The sequence below is a fragment of the Rhizobium sp. 10N414 genome, from assembly GCF_056394785.1.
Map to the genome: position 1 here is coordinate 210,894 of NZ_JBFTIN010000003.1, position 19,296 is coordinate 230,189.

Sequence of the window (19,296 nt, forward strand, 5' to 3'; positions counted from 1 at the left end):
TTGCGTAACAGATTGCTTGAGACCGGAAGAACAGCGCGCAAATCGCGAACGAGCCACGCCCAGGTCGTGGATGGCCTTGGCAGGGCGATTGTTGCCGGAACCTATCCTGTCGGAAGCATTCTGCCGGGCGATGCCGAACTCGCGCAACACTTCAAGGTCTCGCGGACGGTCCTTCGGGAAACGATGAAGACGCTTGCCGCAAAAGGCATGATCATCGCCAAGGCCCGTGTCGGAACACGCGTGACGAAGAAAAACTTCTGGAACATGTTCGACAGCGAGATCATAGCTTGGCATTTCGACTGTGGCGTGACGGAAGAATTCCTGTTGCAGCTTTACGACATTCGGATGGCCTTCGAGCCATTTGCCGCGGGTCTCGTAGCGGAGCGGGCGAGCAAGGAGGATATTGAAAATCTGCGCGCGCTAGCGACGGAGATGGCAGCCCCGGGTCATACCAGCGAAAGCCTCGCCTTGGCCGATCTGCATTTCCACCTCGCCATAGCCGATGCCTCTCACAACCCGTTCATGCGAACACTAGGGAGCTTGATCGAAGCTGCGTTGGTTGGGATGTTTCGTATCAGTACGCCCCCCTCGCAGAACGGCTTCTCAGATATTGCGGACACGCATATGCGCATCGTGGAGGCGATCGTTGCCGGCGACATCGATGGCGCTCGAAAAGCGATGGAGGCCGTGATTGTCGACGGCCGGGATCACGTCCGCGAGGCCTATGCGGCGATGAGCAGAGAATCCGCCTGATCCATTTTTGATCTTTGTCCTGCCTTTGTCTTGCTGCTATGAGGCAGCAAAGGCCGCACATAACGGATTCTCGGAGCACATCATGGAACGCACTTGCCTCGCCATCATTCTCGCTGCGGGTGACAGCACGCGAATGAAGTCGTCGAAATCGAAAGTGCTGCATCCAATCGCGAACCGCCCGATGATCGCCCATGTCTTGGATGCCGTGGCAAAAAGCGACATCTCATCGGTCGCGCTGGTCGTTGGGCGTGATGCCGACGAAGTGGCGAAGGCGGCCCAGGTCGAAGGTGTCAAAATCGAGACCTATCTGCAAAAGGAGCGGCTCGGCACTGGTCATGCGGTGTTGGCAGCGCACGATGCTATTGCTCGCGGATATGACGATATCATCGTGACCTACGGCGATGTGCCGTTGCAGACCGAAGGGCCACTCAAGGCAGCACGTCAGGGCCTTGCCGAGGGCAGCGATGTCGTAGTCATCGGTTTCCACACCGACAAGCCGACCGGCTACGGCCGGCTGCTCGTCAAGGACGGCGAACTGATCGCCATCCGTGAGGAACGAGATGCCGCCGATGCCGAGCGTGCCGTGAAATGGTGCAACAGCGGCCTGATGGCGATCAACGGCCGTAAGGCGCTCGAGCTCCTGTCTCGCATCGGCAACGCCAATGCCAAGGGCGAATACTATCTGACCGACTTGGTGGAAATCGCTCACTCCATTGGGGGCCGCGTTACGGCTGTCGATGCTCCTGAAATTGAGATGACTGGCTGCAACAATCGCGCGGAGCTCGCCGTGATTGAGCGGCTCTGGCAAGAACGCCGACGCGACGAGATGATGATATCAGGCGTGACGATGATCGCGCCGGAGACTGTGTTTCTTTCCTACGATACAACCATCGGGCAGGACGCGCTGATCGAGCCGAATGTGGTATTCGGTCCCGGCGCGACGATCGACGGCGGCGCAATCATTCATGCCTTCTCACATATCGAAGGCGCGCATGTCAGTGCCGGCGCAATCGTTGGTCCCTTCGCCCGCTTGCGGCCCGGCGCCGACCTCGCCAACGGCTCGAAGGTCGGCAACTTCTGCGAAGTCAAGAATGGGAAGATCGGTGAGGGCGCCAAGGTCAATCACCTGACCTACATCGGCGACGCGAAGGTCGGAGCTGGCGCGAATATCGGTGCAGGCACGATCACCTGCAACTATGATGGCCTAAACAAACATCAGACGCTGATCGGCGCGAACACCTTCATTGGATCAAACTCCTCGCTTGTGGCGCCGGTCAGCATTGGCGACGGTGCCTACATAGCCGCTGGCAGTGTCATCACTGCGGATGTTCCTGCCGATGCGCTGGCCCTTGGCCGGGCGCACCAGGAGCTGAAGCCGGGCAGGGCTGCCGTGCTCCGCGAACGCGCATTCGCGATTAAGGCTGCAAAGAAGGCCAAACCATAGGCTTCCGCGTAACGCGTGGAAACCGAAAGTGACCGCCGAGGCCATTGAGAAAAAAGACGGAATCGTTACGAGTGGCCTCTGAACAGAAGGCTTTGGGGGTGTTTATGTGCGGTATTGTTGGAATCGTTGGCAGCAGCCCGGTTGCGGGGCGTCTCGTGGATGCGCTGAAGCGGCTCGAGTACCGCGGCTATGACTCTGCGGGCGTTGCGACGATACATAACGGCGAGATGGCTCGTCGTCGCGCCGAGGGTAAACTCTTCAATCTCGAGAAGCGCCTGGACGGTGACCCTCTGCCGGGAACGATCGGCATTGCGCACACGCGCTGGGCTACGCATGGCATTCCCAACGAGACCAACGCTCACCCGCATTTCGTCGAGGGCGTCGCGGTCGTCCATAACGGCATCATCGAGAACTTCTCCGAACTGCGTGAAGAGCTGATCGCCGAAGGGGCCGTCTTCGGGACGCAGACCGACACGGAAGTCGTCGCCCATCTTATTGCGAAGTACCTCCGTGACGGCCTCGAGCCGCGCGCCGCGATGCTAAAGATGCTGAACCGGGTAACAGGCGCATATGCTCTTGCGATCATGCTCCAAAGCGATCCGGGCACGCTCATGGCGGCACGGTCCGGCCCGCCGCTTGCCGTGGGTTATGGCTCCGGCGAAATGTTCCTCGGCTCGGATGCGATTGCGCTTTCCCCCTTCACCAACGAGATCACCTATCTCGTCGATGGCGATTGGGCCGTGCTTACGCGAAACGGCGCGACAATCCTCGACTTCGCAGGTAACGAGGTAAAGCGCGCCCGTCAGATATCACAGACGACCGCCTATGTGGTGGACAAGGGCAATCACCGCCACTTCATGGAAAAGGAAATCTATGAGCAGCCCGAGGTCATCTCGCATGCCCTCAGCCACTACGTAGATTTTTCCAGCAACACGATCAGCGACAGCATCAACGCGATCGATTTCAAGGCTACCACCAGCCTGGCGATCTCCGCGTGCGGAACCGCATATCTCGCGGGGCTTGTAGGCAAATACTGGTTCGAGCGTTACGCCCGTCTGCCCGTCGAGATCGACGTCGCCTCCGAGTTTCGTTATCGCGAGATGCCTCTGTCGCCTTCGCAGGCTGCGCTTTTCATCTCGCAGTCAGGCGAGACGGCGGACACGCTGGCGTCGCTTCGTTACTGCAAGGAGAGCGGGCTGAAGATTGGCGCAGTGGTCAACGTCAAGGAATCGACCATTGCCCGTGAGTCGGATGCAGTCTTCCCGATCATGGCGGGCCCGGAGATCGGCGTTGCCTCGACCAAAGCCTTCACCTGCCAGTTGGCCGTCCTTGCCACGCTCGCACTCGGCGCAGGCAAGGCGAGGGGAACGATCGGCGCAGAGCAGGAAAGGGAGCTGGTCCGCCATCTCGCCGAAATGCCGCGCATCATGAGCCGCGTGCTGAACCTCATCCAGCCGCAGATGGAGAGCCTGTCGCGCGAACTTTCGAAGTGCCGGGATGTCCTCTATCTCGGTCGCGGCACGAGCTTCCCGCTTGCGATGGAAGGGGCGCTTAAGCTCAAGGAAATCTCCTATATCCATGCTGAAGGTTACGCCGCAGGCGAACTCAAGCACGGACCGATTGCGCTGATCGACGAAAACATGCCTGTTATCGTGATTGCGCCGTTTGACCGCTTCTTCGACAAGACTGTCTCGAACATGCAGGAAGTTGCCGCACGCGGCGGACGCATCATCTTCATTACCGACGAGGCGGGCGCGGCGGCATCGAAGTTGCCGACTATGGCGACGATCGTGCTTCCCGATGTCAACGAGATCATCGCGCCGATGATCTTCTCCCTGCCGATCCAGCTGCTTGCCTACCATACGGCCGTTTTCATGGGCACGGACGTCGATCAGCCGCGCAATCTGGCGAAGTCGGTCACGGTGGAGTGACCGCTTGTTCGCCTCCAGGAGGCTTGTATGGCTTGGTAGTTTCTGGCAGCTTTCTGATAGGAAAGCACGGGGGAGCTGATTTCTGATAGCCGGCCTGCTCAACGGAGTTATCAGTACGCGATGAAGGAAAAACTGCCCCGATTGCCTATAGCCACTCGCCTTAGGAACGACTTCCTGGCGGGGCTGATTATTTGTGCGCCGGTCGCGATTACGCTTTGGCTGACGTGGTCGGTCGTGCGGTGGGCGGATAGCTGGGTCAAACCCTACCTACCGGCGCGCTATGACCCGGATAACTACCTTAACTTTGCGGTGCCAGGGTCCGGCCTGCTGATAGCACTCGTCGCGATCACGCTTATCGGATTCCTCGGCAAGAACCTCATCGGCCAGAGCATCGTTCAGTTCAGCGAATCGCTTGTTCGCCGCGTGCCGCTGGTGCGGAGCATCTATCAGAGCGTGAAGCAGATTTTCGAGACGGTGCTGAAGGACAAGACGAACTCCTTCAAGAAGGTCGGCCTCATCGAATATCCCAGCCCCGGCCTCTGGGCGCTCGTTTTCATTTCGACGGATGCCAAAGGCGAGATCGCGACAAAGTTCAAGGCGATGGGTCAGGACATGGTCTGCGTGTTCCTGCCGCCGACCCCGGTGCCGACGGCCGGATTTCTGATCTTCACGCCGCGCGAAAAGATTGTGCCGCTCGACATGTCACCGGAGGACGCGGCGAAGCTCCTGATCTCCGGTGGTCTCGTCACGCCCGAAGAGCTTGCCGGGCGCATGAAAAAACAGGAGCGGACACGCAAGCCGCTGCCGGCGCCGATCGAAATGTAACTTCCGCTCCTGCTTGGCCCGTACGCGAGATCACGTCTGTTGGTTCCGCCATGTTGCCATGCGATGGCGGTTGAAGGATGACATACGCAATGCTGATCAGACCAGCCACCGCGGAAGACCGTTCCTCCATATGGACCATCATCGAGCCGACGATCCGCGCGGGGGAGACCTACACGCTCGATCGCGACATGAGCCAGACCGATGCCCTCACTTACTGGCTGGGGCCGGACAAAGAGACCTTCGTCGCCGAAGACGAAAGTGGCGAGATCCTCGGTACTTATTACCTCCGCGCCAACCAGGCGGGCGGTGGTGCACATGTCTGCAATTGTGGCTACATGACCGCTGCTGCCGCGGCAGGCAAGGGCGTGGCGCGACAGATGCACGAGCACTCGCTCGTCCGCGCCCGCGAGCGTGGTTTCCGGGCGATGCAGTTCAACTTCGTCGTCAGCGCCAACGAACGCGCCGTTCGTCTCTGGGAAACATTGGGCTTTGAGACGGTCGGCCGCTTGCCCGGCGCCTTCGAGCACCCGACAAAAGGCTACGTTGACGCTCTCGTGATGTTCCGGACGCTGTAAGACGGCTTCGGCGCGCTGTGGGCCGGGCTCGGCTCACCCTGCATGCAGGAAGCGGATCGCCTCGTCGCGGCGGAAAAGGTAGAGCAGGGAGCGTACTGCCTTGCCACGCTCGCTGGTGAGATCGGGGTCGCGCTCGATCAGGTAGGCCGCATCGCGGCGGGCGATTTCCAGCAGGTCGGCATGTGCCTCGAGGCTCGCGATGCGAAAGCCTGGGGTTCCCGACTGGCGCGTGCCGAGCAATTCGCCTTCGCCGCGCAGTTTCAGGTCTTCCTCAGCGATGCGAAAACCGTCTTCCGTTTCACGCATGATCGACAGGCGCGCATGACCAGTTTCGCCCAGTGGCCCCTTGTAGAGCAGGATGCAGGTCGAAGCCTCGTCACCGCGCCCTACGCGTCCGCGAAGCTGGTGAAGCTGCGCCAAGCCGAAGCGCTCGGCATGCTCGATCACCATGATCGTCGCATCGGGAACATCGACGCCGACTTCCACCACTGTTGTTGCGACTAGGAGGCGGATTTCGCTGTTCTTGAACGCCATCATTACGGCATCCTTCTCCGGGCCGCTCATGCGGCCGTGGATCAGGCCGATGGCGCCGCCGAGCGACGAAACGAGCGTTGCATGACGCTCCTCGACCGACATCAGGTCGCTCTCCTCGGACTCCTCTACAAGCGGGCATATCCAATAAGCTTTCTTGCCCTCCGCCAAGGCGCTCTTAAGGCGCCCGACGATCTCGCCGATACGTTCGGTCGGCACTGTGATCGTCTGGATCGGCTTCCGTCCGGCCGGCTTCTCCGTCAGCTTGGAGACGTCCATGTCGCCGAAGGCAGCCAACACCAGTGTGCGCGGTATCGGCGTCGCGGTCATGACGAGCATATGAGGTGTGATGCCCTTCGCAGTCAGCCGCAGGCGCTGGTGGACGCCGAAGCGGTGCTGCTCGTCGACGACAGCCAACATGAGGTTGCGGTAGTTGACGCTGTCCTGGAAGAGGGCGTGGGTGCCGATGACGATCTGCGCCTCTCCGGATGCGATCCTCTCGAGAATATCTTCACGTTCGCGGCCCTTGGTGCGGCCGGTAAGAACCTCGATTCCGAGGCCTGCGGAAGCGGCAAATTTGGAGATCGTCGCATGGTGCTGGCGGGCTAGAATTTCCGTCGGCGCCATGAGGACGGCCTGACCGCCACTTTCAATCACGGCTGCCATCGACATGAGGGCAACCAGGGTCTTACCGGAGCCAACGTCGCCTTGAAGAAGGCGGAGCATGCGGTCCTCGCCGGCCATATCCTTCAGGATGTCGGCGACCGCCGCATTCTGGCTGTTCGTCGGCGAAAACGGCAGAGCCTGCAGGATCTGCCTGCTGACTTGACCGGTGGCGTGTACGGGCTGGCCGGCAACCTTGCGCAATCGTTGGCGAACGAGGCTCAGCGATAGTTGGCCCGCGAGAAACTCGTCATAGGCAAGCCGGCGGCGGGCAGGGGCTTGTGCATCGATATCCGAGGGATCGCGCGGTTCGTGTAGTCCATGGAAAGCGTCTGATATCGAGGGCAGACCCTGCTTCTGCGCAAGAGCGAAGTCGATCCATTCCGGCATTTCCGGCGCGCGCGGCAGCGCCGCTTCGATGATCTTGCGCAATGTCTTCGGCGAAAGACCAGCTGTGAGCGGATAGATCGGCTCGACGAGGGGCAGGTTCTCGGCTTCGCTGGCCTTCACAATGTAGTCGGGATGGACCATCGACGCGCGACCGTTGAACCAGTCGATCTTGCCGCTGACGGTTACCTCCTCGTCCAACGGCAGCTGCTTTTCCAGCCAAGCCGCCTGGCCGCGAAAGAAGACAAGGGTCAGTTCGCCGGTTTCGTCGTGCAGCGTGACGCGATACGGAATGTTGCTCTTGCCGCGCGGCGGCGCCTGGTGACGATCGACCCGCGCCGTGACGGTGACGATTGCACCTTGCGGGGCGCGGGCGATACCCGGTTGGTTTCGACGGTCGATCAGCGAGTGCGGCGCATGAAACAGCAGATCGACGACGCGCGTATCTTCGGGCGTCTCGCGCCCAAGCAGCTTCACCAGCAATTCGGCGATCTTTGGGCCGACGCCGGGCAGGGCGGAAACGGGCGAAAACAGCGGATCGAGAATGGCTGGGCGCATGGCCGCAAAATGCGATGAACAATGCGGCCTTGGCAAGGCTGACAAGCTGCTTTCGAGGGTCTATAGAGGCGCATCAACAGGAAGGTAAAGCCATGACGGGTGTGTCACTCTCGAGCGCCGATCTTGATCCGCGCCGCCGCCGAATCCTCTTTCGCTGCTGGCATCGCGGCATCCGCGAAATGGATCTGGTCTTCGGGCAGTTCGCCGAGAAGGAGATCGCCACCCTGTCCGAGACCGAACTCGACGAGTTCGAAACCATCATGGCCGAAGAGGACAACGATCTCGTGCGCTGGATCATGGGAACATGGCCGGTGCCTGAGCGTTTCCAGACGCCGATGTTTGCGCGCCTTGCCGCTTACAAGCCCGATTTCGAATATCCAGCCGACGCCCTGCCCAGGAATGCCTAATGACCTCAGGTTTTGACGTAAGGAAGCTGTCAGCCGTCGCCGAGCCGCTGACAATCGGCAATGTGCCGACAGGTATGGAAGCTTTGTTGCTGGCCGACCTGGCGCGCGCCGGAGAGCCGGTCGCTTACGTGCTTTCCGACGGCCAGCGGATGGTGGACCTTGAGCAGATGCTGGGCTTCGTTGTGCCGGAGATCCCGGTTCTGACCTTGCCGGCCTGGGACTGTCTTCCTTACGACCGCGTTTCCCCGAGCGCCGATACGTCGGCACGCCGTCTCGCGGCGCTGGGCGGCCTGATCGCGCATCACAAGAAGCCACATGCCGCGATCGTGCTGGTGACAGTCAATGCAATGCTGCAGAAAGTCGCCCCACAAGAGATTATCGAAAGCCTTGCCTTCTCAGCTCGCCCCGGAAATACGGTGCGCATGGACGATGTTGCCGGGCGCCTTGAACGCAACGGCTTCGACCGCGTCGCAACGGTTCGCGAGGTCGGCGAATATGCGGTGCGCGGCGGTATTCTCGACGTCTTCGTGCCGGGCTCCGAGGAGCCTGTTCGCCTCGATTTCTTCGGCGACACGCTGGAAAGCATCCGAAGCTTTGACCCGGCAAGTCAGCGCACCACAGGGCAGGTGCGCTCCCTCGACCTCAACCCGATGAGCGAGGTCACACTGACGCCCGATACGATCAGCCGTTTCCGGAAGAATTACCTCTCTTCCTTCGGCGCGGCGACACGCGACGATGCGCTTTATCTCGCCATATCGGAGGGCCGACGCTACCCAGGCATGGAGCATTGGCTGCCGCTTTTCTACGAGAAGCTGGAGACGGTATTCGACTATCTCAAAGACTTCCGGATGGTCACCGATCATACTGTGCGCCAGGCCGCCGAGGAACGGTCCAAGCTCGTCTTCGACTACTATGACGCCCGCCTCAGTTCCGGGCAGCCCAGCAAGGGACAGATGGCGCAAGGGACACCCTACAAGCCCGTGACGCCCAGCCAACTCTACCTGGACGGAAAGACGTTCGCCAGCACGCTCGACGCGTTCAACGCGATGCGAATCTCGCCCTTTAACGAGCATGAGGGAGAGGCGCGGCGTGTGATCAATCTCGACGCGCGGCAAGGCGAGCGCTGGGCACGCTCGAATGCCGAGGGTGGCGGCAATGCCGAGCGGATCAATGTGTTCGACGCTGTCGTGAAGCATATTGCCGACAAGCGCTCGGCTGGCGCGAAGGTCCTGATTTCCGCCTGGTCGGAAGGTTCGCTGGAGCGTCTGCTGCAGGTGCTGAGCGAACACGGGCTCGAGCGCGTGAAGCCGGTCGGCGCGCTGAAGGAGATGGATGGCCTTGCCAAAGGCGAGGCGGCTGCCGGCGTGCTCAGCCTCGAATCCGGATTTGAAGTCGGCAATCTCGTCGTCATCGGCGAACAGGACATTCTCGGCGACCGCATGGTGCGGCGTTCGAAGCGACGCAAGCGCGCCGCCGATTTCATCTCCGAAGTTGCCGGGCTCGACGAAGGTTCGGTCGTCGTCCACGCACAGCACGGTATCGGTCGGTTTGTCGGCCTGAGAACGATCGAAGCGGCGGGCGCACCGCATGCCTGCCTCGAACTGCAATACGCAGACGACGCGAAGCTGTTCCTGCCGGTCGAGAACATCGACCTTCTGTCGCGCTATGGCGGAGAGGGGACGGAAGCGCAACTCGACAAGCTCGGCGGCGGCGCATGGCAGATGCGCAAGGCCAAGCTCAAGAAGCGGCTGCTCGATATGGCGGATGGGCTGATCCGTATCGCAGCTGAGCGACTGACGCGGCATGCGCCCGTGCTAACGACGCCGGAAGGGCTTTACGACGAGTTTGCCGCGCGCTTCCCTTACGACGAGACGGAGGATCAGGATAATGCCATCGAGGCTGTGCGCTCCGACCTTGGAGCCGGTCGGCCGATGGATCGCCTCGTTTGCGGCGACGTCGGTTTCGGCAAGACTGAGGTGGCGCTTCGTGCTGCCTTCGTTGCGGCGATGAACGGCATACAGGTTGCCGTCGTCGTGCCGACCACACTGCTAGCGCGCCAGCACTTCAAGACCTTCGCCGAGCGGTTCCGCGGCCTGCCGGTTCGCATCCAGCAAGCCTCACGCCTCGTCGGGTCGAAGGAATTGGCGTTAACGAAGAAGGAAGTAGCAGAGGGCAAGACGGATATCGTCGTCGGCACCCATGCGCTTCTTGGTGCCGGGATCAAGTTTGCCAATCTCGGGCTGCTGATCATCGACGAAGAGCAGCATTTCGGCGTCAAGCACAAGGAACGCTTGAAGGAGCTGAAAAGCGATGTCCATGTGCTGACGCTCTCGGCGACACCGATCCCGCGCACGCTGCAGCTCGCGATGACTGGGGTGCGCGAGCTGTCGCTGATCACGACGCCGCCGGTCGACCGCATGGCGGTTCGCACCTTCATTTCGCCCTTCGATTCGCTTGTCATCCGCGAAACGCTGATGCGCGAGCACTATCGCGGTGGCCAAAGCTTCTATGTCTGCCCGCGGCTTGCCGATCTGGAGGATGTGCATGCCTTCCTGCGGTCGGATGTACCGGAGCTGAAGGTCGCGGTCGCGCACGGCCAGATGCCCGCCGGCGAGCTTGAGGACATCATGAACGCCTTCTACGAGGGCCGCTATGACGTGCTGTTGTCGACGACGATCGTGGAATCGGGACTCGACGTGCCAACGGCCAATACGCTGATCGTGCACCGCGCCGACATGTTCGGCCTGGCGCAGCTCTACCAGCTGCGTGGTCGCGTCGGACGTTCGAAGGTGCGCGCCTTTGCGCTCTTCACGCTGCCGGTCAACAAGGTGCTGACGGCGACGGCGGAACGGCGCCTCAAGGTGCTGCAGTCGCTCGACACGCTCGGCGCCGGCTTCCAGTTGGCCAGCCACGATCTCGACATCCGCGGCGCAGGAAACCTGCTCGGCGAAGAGCAGTCCGGCCACATTAAGGAGGTCGGCTTCGAGCTCTACCAGCAGATGCTGGAAGAGGCGGTGGCCGAGGTGAAGGGCGTCGACGAAATCCAGGATACCGGCTGGTCGCCGCAGATCTCTGTGGGCACGTCGGTGATGATCCCCGACGGTTACGTGCCGGACCTGCATCTGCGCATGGCACTCTATCGCCGCCTCGGCGAGATCACGGAACTGAAGGAAATCGATGCCTTCGGCGCAGAAATGATCGATCGCTTCGGCCCCATGCCGATCGAGGTCCAGCACCTTCTAAAGATCGTGTATGTGAAATCGCTCTGCCGGGTCGCCAACGTGGAGAAGCTGGATGCAGGTCCCAAGGGGGTGGTCATCCAGTTCCGCAATAAGGAGTTTCCGCATCCAGCGAACCTGGTTGGCTACATCGCCAAGCAGGGGACCATGGCAAAGATTCGGCCGGACCAGAGCGTCTTCCTCACACGCGATCTGCCGACGCCGGAAAAGCGGCTGCAGGGCGCAGCCGTTATCATGACGCAGCTTGCGGAAATGGCGAAGGGGTAAGGGCTCAGTTCATGCCGGCGCGCGCTTCCGCCTTCGCCTTGGCGATGTCGCGAAGCGCGCCTGCCAGAACGTCCGGCGTCTGAGCGCCGCTGACGGCGTATTGCTGATCGAAGATAAAGAACGGCACACCGTTCACGCCCATCTTCTGCGCCGCCTCGATCTCTTCGACCACCAGGACCTTATCGGCATCGGAGGCGAGCAGCGACGCAGTGACCGTGCGGTCAAGGCCTGCCTTCTCGGCAACGTCGAGCAGCACGGCATGATCGCCGACATTGCGGCCTTCCTCGAAGTTCGCCTTGAACAGGCCGTTGACGACCTTGTCCGCCTTGTCGCGGTCCTCAACCATTGCCCAATGGATCAGGCGATGCGCATCCAGCGTATTCGGGCCGATCTTGATCGCGTCAAAATCGAACTTGATGCCGACTTCACGACCAAGCTCAGTCAGCATCTTGTGTCCTTGGGCAACGCGCTCGGCACCGCCAAGCTTCTCCTCCAGCGCCTTCTTCTGGTCGACGCCATCAGGCGGATAATCGGGGTTGAGGCGGTAGGGGCGCCAGTTGATATCCACGCCGACCTCGTCCTGAACTTCAGCGATCGCAAGCTCGAGCCGGGCCTTACCGAGATAGCACCACGGGCAGACGACGTCGGAGACAACGTCGATGGTAATGCGTTCCATGGGCTTTTCCTTCTTTCTCAAATCGAAACCTTCCCGCCATCTAGTCCCTGCGGCGGGCGACTTCAACCAGGCAGAAAAAAGGAACCTGCTATTGGACGCTCTGATCCCACCATGCCGGCAACTGGTAGCCATAGAGCGGCACGGAGTCCGGATGAGCGATGCGCTTGCTGCGCGCAACCCACTGCTGATCAACATGGTAAAGCGGCAGGACATAGTGCCCCGACAGCAACATCCGATCATGAGAACGCACCGCCGCGGTAAAGTCTTCAGCCGACCGGGCCATAAGGATGTGCTGGATCAGCGTATCGATGTCAGGGTCGGAAACTCCGGCGAAATTGTCTGTGCCTTCGCGCTCCTTGGCCGCGGAAGACCAACGTCCGAGCTGTTCGATGCCCGGCGAGAGGGACGACGTATAGGACTTGATGATCACGTCATAGTCGAAGCTGCTCGTGCGGCTCTGATATTGGGAATCGTCCACCGTGCGGATGGTCGCGACAATGCCGAGCAGTTGCAGTGAACGCTGATAGGAGACTGCGAGCTTCTCCTGGTCGGTGTTCTGCGTCATGATCTCGAAAGCAAGCAGACGTCCGTCGGTGTCGCTCATCTTGCCATTCTTGATCGTATACCCTGCTTCCTTGAGGAGCGCGGCTGCCTGCTTCAGGACATTGCGATCGCGGCCCGATCCGTCGGTGACTGGGAGCTTGTAGGTGCCATCCAGGATCGCTGGATCGATTCGATCCTTGATCGGGCCGAGAAGCTTCAGCTCGCGTTCGTCCGCCGGCACCCCGAAACTCGACAGATCCGAGTTCTGCCAGAAACTCGCAGTGCGGATATAAGCGTTCGAGAAGAGGTTCTTGTTCGCCCATTCGAAATCGAAGACCAGCGACAGCCCCTCGCGAAGCTTCGCGTTGGCAAAGACCGGCCGCCGGGTGTTGAAGACGAAGCCGAACATGCCGCTCGGCAGCTTGGGTTCGAACGTATCCTTGACGACGTTGCCTGAGGTCACTGCCGGGAAATTGTAAGCACTTGCCCAATGGCCGGGACTTCCGTCCGGATAGATATCGATGTCACCCTTCTTGAAAGACTCGAACAGGGTGGTGTCCTGCAGGAAATACTGCACCGTTATCTGATCGTAGTTGTCGAGCCCAACCTTGGCCGGAATGTCCTTGCCCCAGTAATTGGGATCGCGTTCGAAGGTGATGCTCTCGCCGGGCTTCAAAGACTTGATCTTGTAAGGACCAGATCCCACGGGAGGTGTGAGCGTCGAACGATCGAATGTCTCTGGATCGATGGCATGTTTCGGCAGGATCGGCGTGGAACCGGCCAAAATCATCGGGAATTCGCGATCAGCCTTGTCGTTGAAGGTGAAACGAACGCTGTGGTCGCCCACCTTCTCCATCTTCTCGACCGCATTCAATCGCGTGCTGAAGGGAACGCGCCCCTTTTCCTTGAGCAGATTGAGAGTGAAAATCACATCATCGGGGGTCACCGGCTGCCCGTCCGACCATTTGGCGGCTGGATTGAGATTGAACTGGATAAACGTCCGGTCTTCGTCCCATTCGACGGACTCTGCCAGCAGGCCGTAGAGGGTGAAGGGTTCATCGCGCGAGCGCAGCATCAGCGTCTCGAAAACGAGATTTCCGTACTCCGGATCCCACATGCCGCGCGCCGTCGTGCGCATGCTTTTCAAGATGAAGGGATTGAGGCTGTCGAAGGTCCCGACGACGCCATAACTGATCTTCCCACCCTTTTTCACATCGGGATTGACGTAAGGAAGGTGCCTGAAATCGGCGGGCAGGGCCGGCACGCCATGCATCGCGATGCCATGCACCGGCTCAGCGAGAGCCGCGCTGCCAACGAGTGTAAAAATGACGGGAAGAACGATCCGAAGCATCGTTGAGGTCCTTTCAGGGAACGCACGATTCGGCGCAAGACTATCATGCAGCCACCGCAGTTCACCATCCGCGCCGAATTCTTTCGGATGACCCCGAAAAGGTCAAAGAAATACTGGATATCTGGCCCGACGCAATGTAACAGGGGAACCCGAAGTTGGGGGGTCATGCATTTGCCTCATTGTTCTAAGAGGTGAATTGCGAACAACCCTGTTGGTGAGGATGGCACGTTGTCGTCCCTAAGGGATTTCAGGAGACGGAATTCGTTATGATGTTCAAGGCTGAAAACAAAACGCGGGCAGCCCTGTCCGTTCTGGCAGTGATGCTCGGTGCTGCAGCAGCTCCCGTATCGTCCTTCGCGCAGGATGCAGCGGCCTCCGCCGACCCGGCTACTGCTGCCGGCGCCCCGCGTCTCGGCTGGTACAAGACCTGTAGCAAGCAGGAAGACAATGATGTCTGCGTCGTTCAGAACGTTGTTCTCGCAGGCGGCGGCCAGCTCGTCACGGGCGTTGGCCTCATCAGCGTTTCCGGCAAGATCAACAACAAGAGCCTTCAGGTTTCGGTTCCGCCGGCTCGTCTGATCCCGCCAGGTGTCGCGATGCAGATCGACGGCGGCAAGGCCCAGAAGATCGACTACCTGATGTGCATGCCCGACCGTTGTGTCGCCCAGATCCCGCTGACTGACGCCATGGTCGCCAGCCTGAAGAAGGGCACCGATCTGGTTCTCACCTCGATCAACTTCCGCCGCGCGCCGAACCCGATCAAGATCTCGCTCGAAGGCTTCACCGGCGCCTTTGATGGCGAACCGGTTTCCGCTTCCAAGCTTGCTGAGAGCCAGAAGAGCCTGCAGGACAGCATGCAGAAGAAGGCTGACGAAGCCCGCAAGAAGCTTGAAGAGGCCCAGAAGGCTGCCAAGGCTCAGTAATTCTGAGCCATCGGATTCGCAAAGAACCCGGCCTTGCGCCGGGTTTTCTGTTACACGACCCAAGCAAAGAAAAACCCCGCGGGAGGAGCGGGGTTTTGAATGATATTAGCGGACGTTAGTGGGCCAAGTTCATCTTGGGTTTGAACTGCCCCGTCGGTGCCATATCGAAAATCTGATAGACCTGTTCGTTACGGAGCGGTACACCGCTTTCATCGTTGATCAGGTTCTGCTCGGATACGTAGGCAACGTATTCGTTTTCATCATTCTCGGCCAGCAGATGGTAGAAGGGTTGATCCTTGCTGGGGCGCACTTCGGCGGGAATGGAGTTCCACCATTCTTCCGTATTCGCGAATTCCGGATCGACATCGAAGATCACGCCGCGAAACGGAAATACCTTGTGCCGAACCACTTCACCGATACTGAACTTTGCTACTCTTTCTTTCATGGTACGACTTCCTTTCATCACCTGATTTGGTGATTGGGCCCGCTCAAATCAAGATTTTTGCGGGATCTCGTCACATGAGTGTCACATCCGCTATCAAATAACTGTGACATCCGGTCAGGCGAAAGCCCCGGCGAACCGGGGCTTTCTCTCTTCTTAGGAGGAATAGTACATGTCGTATTCGACCGGATGCGGCGTCATGTCGAAGCGCATGACTTCCGCCATCTTCACCTCGATGAAGCTATCGATCTGGTCGTCGTCGAATACACCGCCGGCGGTTAGGAACTTGCGGTCCTTGTCGAGGCTTTCCAGCGCTTCGCGCAGCGAGCCGCAGACCGTCGGGATCTTCTTCAGTTCCTTCGGCGGCAGGTCATAAAGGTCCTTGTCCATGGCCTTGCCAGGATGGATCTTGTTCTTGATGCCATCGAGACCGGCCATCAGCATGGCGGCAAAAGCGAGGTATGGGTTTGCCATCGGATCGGGGAAGCGGACTTCGACGCGCTTGGCCTTCGGGTTGGTGCCGAACGGAATGCGGCACGATGCCGAACGGTTGCGGGCCGAGTAGGCGAGCAGGACCGGAGCTTCATAGCCCGGAACGAGACGCTTGTAGGAGTTCGTCGACGGGTTGGTGAAGGCGTTCAGCGCCTTTGCGTGCTTGATGATGCCGCCGATGTAGTAGAGGCAGCTTTCGGACAGGCCTGCGTATTCGTCGCCGGCGAAGGTCGGCTTGCCGCCCTTCCAGATCGACTGGTGCACGTGCATGCCCGAGCCGTTGTCGCCGAAGATCGGCTTTGGCATGAAGGTTGCCGTCTTGCCGTAAGCGTTGGCGACCTGGTGCACGACGTACTTGTAGATCTGCATCTTGTCGGCGTTGCGGACGAGCGTGTCGAACTTGATGCCGAGCTCGTGCTGGGCAGCCGCCACTTCGTGGTGGTGCTTTTCGACGACCACGCCCATTTCCGACAGAACCGTCAGCATTTCCGAACGCATGTCCTGGCAGCTGTCGATCGGCGGAACCGGAAAATAGCCGCCCTTGACACGCGGACGGTGGCCGAGGTTGCCGGTTTCATATTCGGTGTCGTCGTTGGACGGCAGTTCCGTGGAATCGAGCTTGAAGCTGGTGTTGTAGGGATCTGCCTTGTAGCGGACGTCGTCGAAGACGAAGAATTCAGCTTCTGGACCAACGAAGACCGTGTCGCCGATGCCGGATGCCTTGAGGTAGGCTTCAGCCTTCTTGGCGGTGCCGCGCGGATCGCGATTGTAGGCTTCGCCGGAGACCGGATCGAGAATATCGCACAGAATGACCATGGTGGACTGCGCGAAGAACGGGTCCATGTGAACCGTTTCGGGGTCTGGCATCAACACCATGTCGGATTCGTTAATGGCCTTCCAACCGACGATCGAAGAGCCGTCGAACATGACGCCGTCAGCGAACATGTCCTCGTCGACACAGACCACATCCATCGTGAGGTGCTGCAGCTTGCCCTTCGGGTCGGTGAAGCGAAGGTCTACGAACTTGACGTCGTTTTCCTTGATTTGCTTAAGAATTTCGCTTGCGGTCGCCATTAAATAGTTCCTTTATTTGAGATGACGATACTTTGGTTCGCCCGAAGGCGATAAAGATTAGATGGCATCGATGCCGGTTTCACCGGTACGGATGCGGATAACCTCTTCGACGTTGGAGACGAAAATCTTGCCGTCGCCGATGCGGCCGGTCTGGGCGGCCTTGCGGATCGCGTCAATGACGGCCTCCGCGTTTTCGTCCGCGAGGACAACCTCCACCTTCACCTTCGGCAGGAAATCGACGACATACTCCGCGCCCCGGTAGAGTTCCGTATGGCCTTTCTGGCGACCGAAGCCCTTCGCTTCCGTAACTGTAATACCCTGCAGGCCAACTTCCTGAAGGGCTTCCTTCACTTCGTCGAGCTTGAAGGGCTTGATGATCGCTTCGATCTTTTTCATGAGAAAATGACTCTCCGCTTCTCCCGTTAATGGCAGGCTCAGACCTGCTTTCCGTCATGATGCAGTTATCGTGCCAGTTGGGAAGCGGATTTTTCAGAAATTGACGCAGATCAGGCGCAGGAACCCATAATCGGGCAGATTCTCACTGGTTTTGGGCTGAAATTCTTCGAAAATCGACATGCAAGCGGCAAATCCGGCTCATTTTTCGGAATATTCCCCCGCGCTAATAATCGATGACAAAACTCGCCACTCGCCTAACCTTTGTGCGTTTGCACATTTTTCGATCTTTTTGCCGATCATTCGACAGGTTGTTATTTAGGCGATTTCTGTTTGAATGCGGCGATGACCGCGGGAATCTCCAATCTACTCCTCACGCCGGAAGAAATGACAGCAGTCGATACGGCAGCCGCCGCGTCCGGCATCGATAGCTATGCCCTTATGCAACGAGCAGGTGCCGCCGTCGCCGCCAGTTTGTTGCGTGATTTTCCCGCGGTTCTTCGCGCCGTCGTTCTTTGTGGGCCGGGCAACAACGGCGGCGACGGCTATGTTGCCGCATGCCTGCTAGCTGATAGCGGCTTTGCCGTCGTCGTGTTCCAGATGGGCGAACCGGAGAAGCTCAAGGGCGATGCCGCCCGGGCCAGGGACAATTTTCCGAACGCAGTACAGCCGCTTGAGACGTATCAGCCACGGAATGGCGACGTAATCATCGATGCCTTGTTCGGTGCTGGCCTTGCCCGCGATGTTCCGAAGAGCGTCGCTGACGTGATTGAGCGAGTGAAGCAGGCGCAGGTGCCTGTAATTGCCGTCGACCTGCCATCGGGCGTGGACGGTCGTACGGGAACCGTCCGAGGGGCGGCCTTTACGGCCGTTCGGACCGTTACTTTCATGACGCGGAAACCCGGCCATCTCCTGATGCCCGGGCGCGAACTCTGCGGCGAACTGGAAGTCTTCGACATTGGCATACCCGCCCGTATCGTTCGCGCCGAGAAAAAACTGCAAATCGCCGAGAACCAGCCGGAATGTTGGCGCCAGGTGCTGCCTTCAAGCGGACTGGAAACACATAAATACAAACGCGGTCACCTCGTCGTCTTCTCTGGCGAAACAGGCAAGACCGGCGCCGCCCGAATGTCGGCGATGGCGGGGCTGAAGGCCGGGGCAGGACTCGTGACAATCGCCGCGCCGGGAGATGCAGTCGCAGAGAATGCGGCGCACCTTACGGCGATCATGCTGCATCCGATCGAAGAGGAAGCCGCACTCGGCAACTGGCTGCACGACGAGCGGCTGCAGACGTTCGTTCTCGGCCCAGGCTTCGGAGTCGGTGACAAGGCGCGGCGCTTCGTCGCCGCACTTTCCGACCGCCATCTCGTGCTCGACGCAGACGGGCTTTCGTCGTTTAAGGATGCCCCGGATGAACTATTTTCACAGTTCTCCGGCGAGCCGCGGCTGGTGCTAACGCCACATGAGGGGGAGTTCGGCCGGCTGTTTCCCGATATCGCCGCTGACACAGCCATGGGAAAGGTCGAAAAAGCGCAGGCTGCCGCGGCACGGGCGAATGCCGCCATCGTCTACAAGGGCGCCGATACCGTCATCGCCTCGCCTGACGGGAGAGCCTGCATCAACACCAACGCACCGGTTTGGCTCGCAACCGCCGGCTCCGGCGATGTTCTCGCAGGCGTCATTGGAGCGCTGATGGCCCAGGGCGTTCCTGCGTTCGAGGCGGCCGCGGCCGGCGTCTACATGCATGGAGAGGCCGGCATGCGCGCTGGCAAAGGACTGACCGCGGAAGAGCTGGCGACTGAGGTTCGTCCGCTCTGACGAC

General features: G+C 59.9%; 15 protein-coding genes. 9 read left to right on the forward strand and 6 right to left on the reverse strand.

All coding sequences use genetic code 11. The features are described 5' to 3' along the window. From AC1DE4_RS06025 to AC1DE4_RS06045, 5 genes are all read left to right on the forward strand, one after another. Positions 1-753 carry a FadR/GntR family transcriptional regulator gene (locus tag AC1DE4_RS06025; RefSeq protein WP_025660978.1) on the forward strand — a complete coding sequence of 251 codons (753 nt, stop codon included), beginning with the start codon at positions 1-3 and terminating at the stop codon, positions 751-753. Positions 754-835: 82 nt separating this feature from the next. Beyond that, positions 836-2,197 carry a bifunctional UDP-N-acetylglucosamine diphosphorylase/glucosamine-1-phosphate N-acetyltransferase GlmU gene (gene glmU / locus AC1DE4_RS06030; RefSeq protein ID WP_192305560.1) on the forward strand — a complete coding sequence of 454 codons (1,362 nt, stop codon included), beginning with the start codon at positions 836-838 and terminating at the stop codon, positions 2,195-2,197. A 104-nt stretch (positions 2,198-2,301) separates the two neighbouring features. Further along, positions 2,302-4,128: a glutamine--fructose-6-phosphate transaminase (isomerizing) gene (gene glmS / locus AC1DE4_RS06035; protein WP_192305558.1), complete on the forward strand. Its 1,827-nt coding sequence runs from the start codon at positions 2,302-2,304 to the stop codon at positions 4,126-4,128. A gap of 120 nt (positions 4,129-4,248) precedes the next feature. Further along, a complete protein-coding gene (locus AC1DE4_RS06040) occupies positions 4,249-4,953 on the forward strand; it encodes a DUF502 domain-containing protein (RefSeq protein WP_018855025.1) in 705 nt (234 codons plus the stop codon). A gap of 89 nt (positions 4,954-5,042) precedes the next feature. Continuing rightward, positions 5,043-5,528: a GNAT family N-acetyltransferase gene (locus tag AC1DE4_RS06045; RefSeq protein ID WP_018855026.1), complete on the forward strand. Its 486-nt coding sequence runs from the start codon at positions 5,043-5,045 to the stop codon at positions 5,526-5,528. Positions 5,529-5,561: 33 nt separating this feature from the next. On the opposite strand, the gene recG is transcribed toward AC1DE4_RS06045, so the two are convergent. After that, positions 5,562-7,667 (reverse strand): ATP-dependent DNA helicase RecG, encoded by a 2,106-nt coding sequence (gene recG / locus AC1DE4_RS06050; RefSeq protein WP_113470411.1) that lies wholly within the window; start codon positions 7,665-7,667, stop codon positions 5,562-5,564. 92 nt (positions 7,668-7,759) lie between these two features. Here recG and AC1DE4_RS06055 point away from each other — a divergent pair, with 92 nt between their 5' ends. Both AC1DE4_RS06055 and mfd read left to right on the forward strand, forming a co-directional pair. Beyond that, a complete protein-coding gene (locus AC1DE4_RS06055) occupies positions 7,760-8,074 on the forward strand; it encodes an FAD assembly factor SdhE (protein ID WP_018855028.1) in 315 nt (104 codons plus the stop codon). Beyond that, the gene (gene mfd / locus AC1DE4_RS06060; RefSeq protein WP_192241906.1) at positions 8,074-11,580 is read left to right on the forward strand and encodes a transcription-repair coupling factor; all 3,507 of its coding nucleotides are present in this window, start codon (positions 8,074-8,076) and stop codon (positions 11,578-11,580) included. Before AC1DE4_RS06055 ends, mfd begins: the two co-directional genes overlap by 1 nt. Before the next feature lie 4 nt (positions 11,581-11,584). Here the strand turns inward: mfd and AC1DE4_RS06065 are convergent, their stop codons facing one another. After that, a complete protein-coding gene (locus AC1DE4_RS06065; protein WP_018855030.1) occupies positions 11,585-12,256 on the reverse strand; it encodes a DsbA family oxidoreductase in 672 nt (223 codons plus the stop codon). A gap of 88 nt (positions 12,257-12,344) precedes the next feature. Beyond that, on the reverse strand, positions 12,345-14,150 hold the full coding sequence (locus AC1DE4_RS06070) for an extracellular solute-binding protein (protein ID WP_029792650.1): 1,806 nt from the start codon (positions 14,148-14,150) through the stop codon (positions 12,345-12,347). Positions 14,151-14,416: 266 nt separating this feature from the next. Here AC1DE4_RS06070 and AC1DE4_RS06075 point away from each other — a divergent pair, with 266 nt between their 5' ends. Further along, the gene (locus AC1DE4_RS06075) at positions 14,417-15,073 is read left to right on the forward strand and encodes an invasion associated locus B family protein (protein ID WP_018855032.1); all 657 of its coding nucleotides are present in this window, start codon (positions 14,417-14,419) and stop codon (positions 15,071-15,073) included. Positions 15,074-15,188: 115 nt separating this feature from the next. Here the strand turns inward: AC1DE4_RS06075 and hspQ are convergent, their stop codons facing one another. The 3 genes from hspQ to AC1DE4_RS06090 form a co-directional block, all read right to left on the reverse strand. Further along, positions 15,189-15,518, reverse strand: a complete 330-nt coding sequence (hspQ, locus tag AC1DE4_RS06080) for a heat shock protein HspQ (protein WP_025660985.1) — start codon at positions 15,516-15,518, stop codon at positions 15,189-15,191. Positions 15,519-15,671: 153 nt separating this feature from the next. Then, a complete protein-coding gene (gene glnA / locus AC1DE4_RS06085) occupies positions 15,672-17,081 on the reverse strand; it encodes a type I glutamate--ammonia ligase (protein WP_477880469.1) in 1,410 nt (469 codons plus the stop codon). A 57-nt stretch (positions 17,082-17,138) separates the two neighbouring features. Continuing rightward, complete coding sequence (locus AC1DE4_RS06090) at positions 17,139-17,477, reverse strand: P-II family nitrogen regulator (RefSeq protein ID WP_003539626.1); 339 nt, start codon at positions 17,475-17,477, stop codon at positions 17,139-17,141. A gap of 342 nt (positions 17,478-17,819) precedes the next feature. On the opposite strand from AC1DE4_RS06090, the gene AC1DE4_RS06095 reads away from it, so the two are divergent. Further along, entirely contained in the window at positions 17,820-19,292 is a 1,473-nt protein-coding gene (locus AC1DE4_RS06095; RefSeq protein ID WP_477880471.1) for an NAD(P)H-hydrate dehydratase, read from the forward strand. The last annotated feature ends 4 nt before the right edge of the window (positions 19,293-19,296 follow it).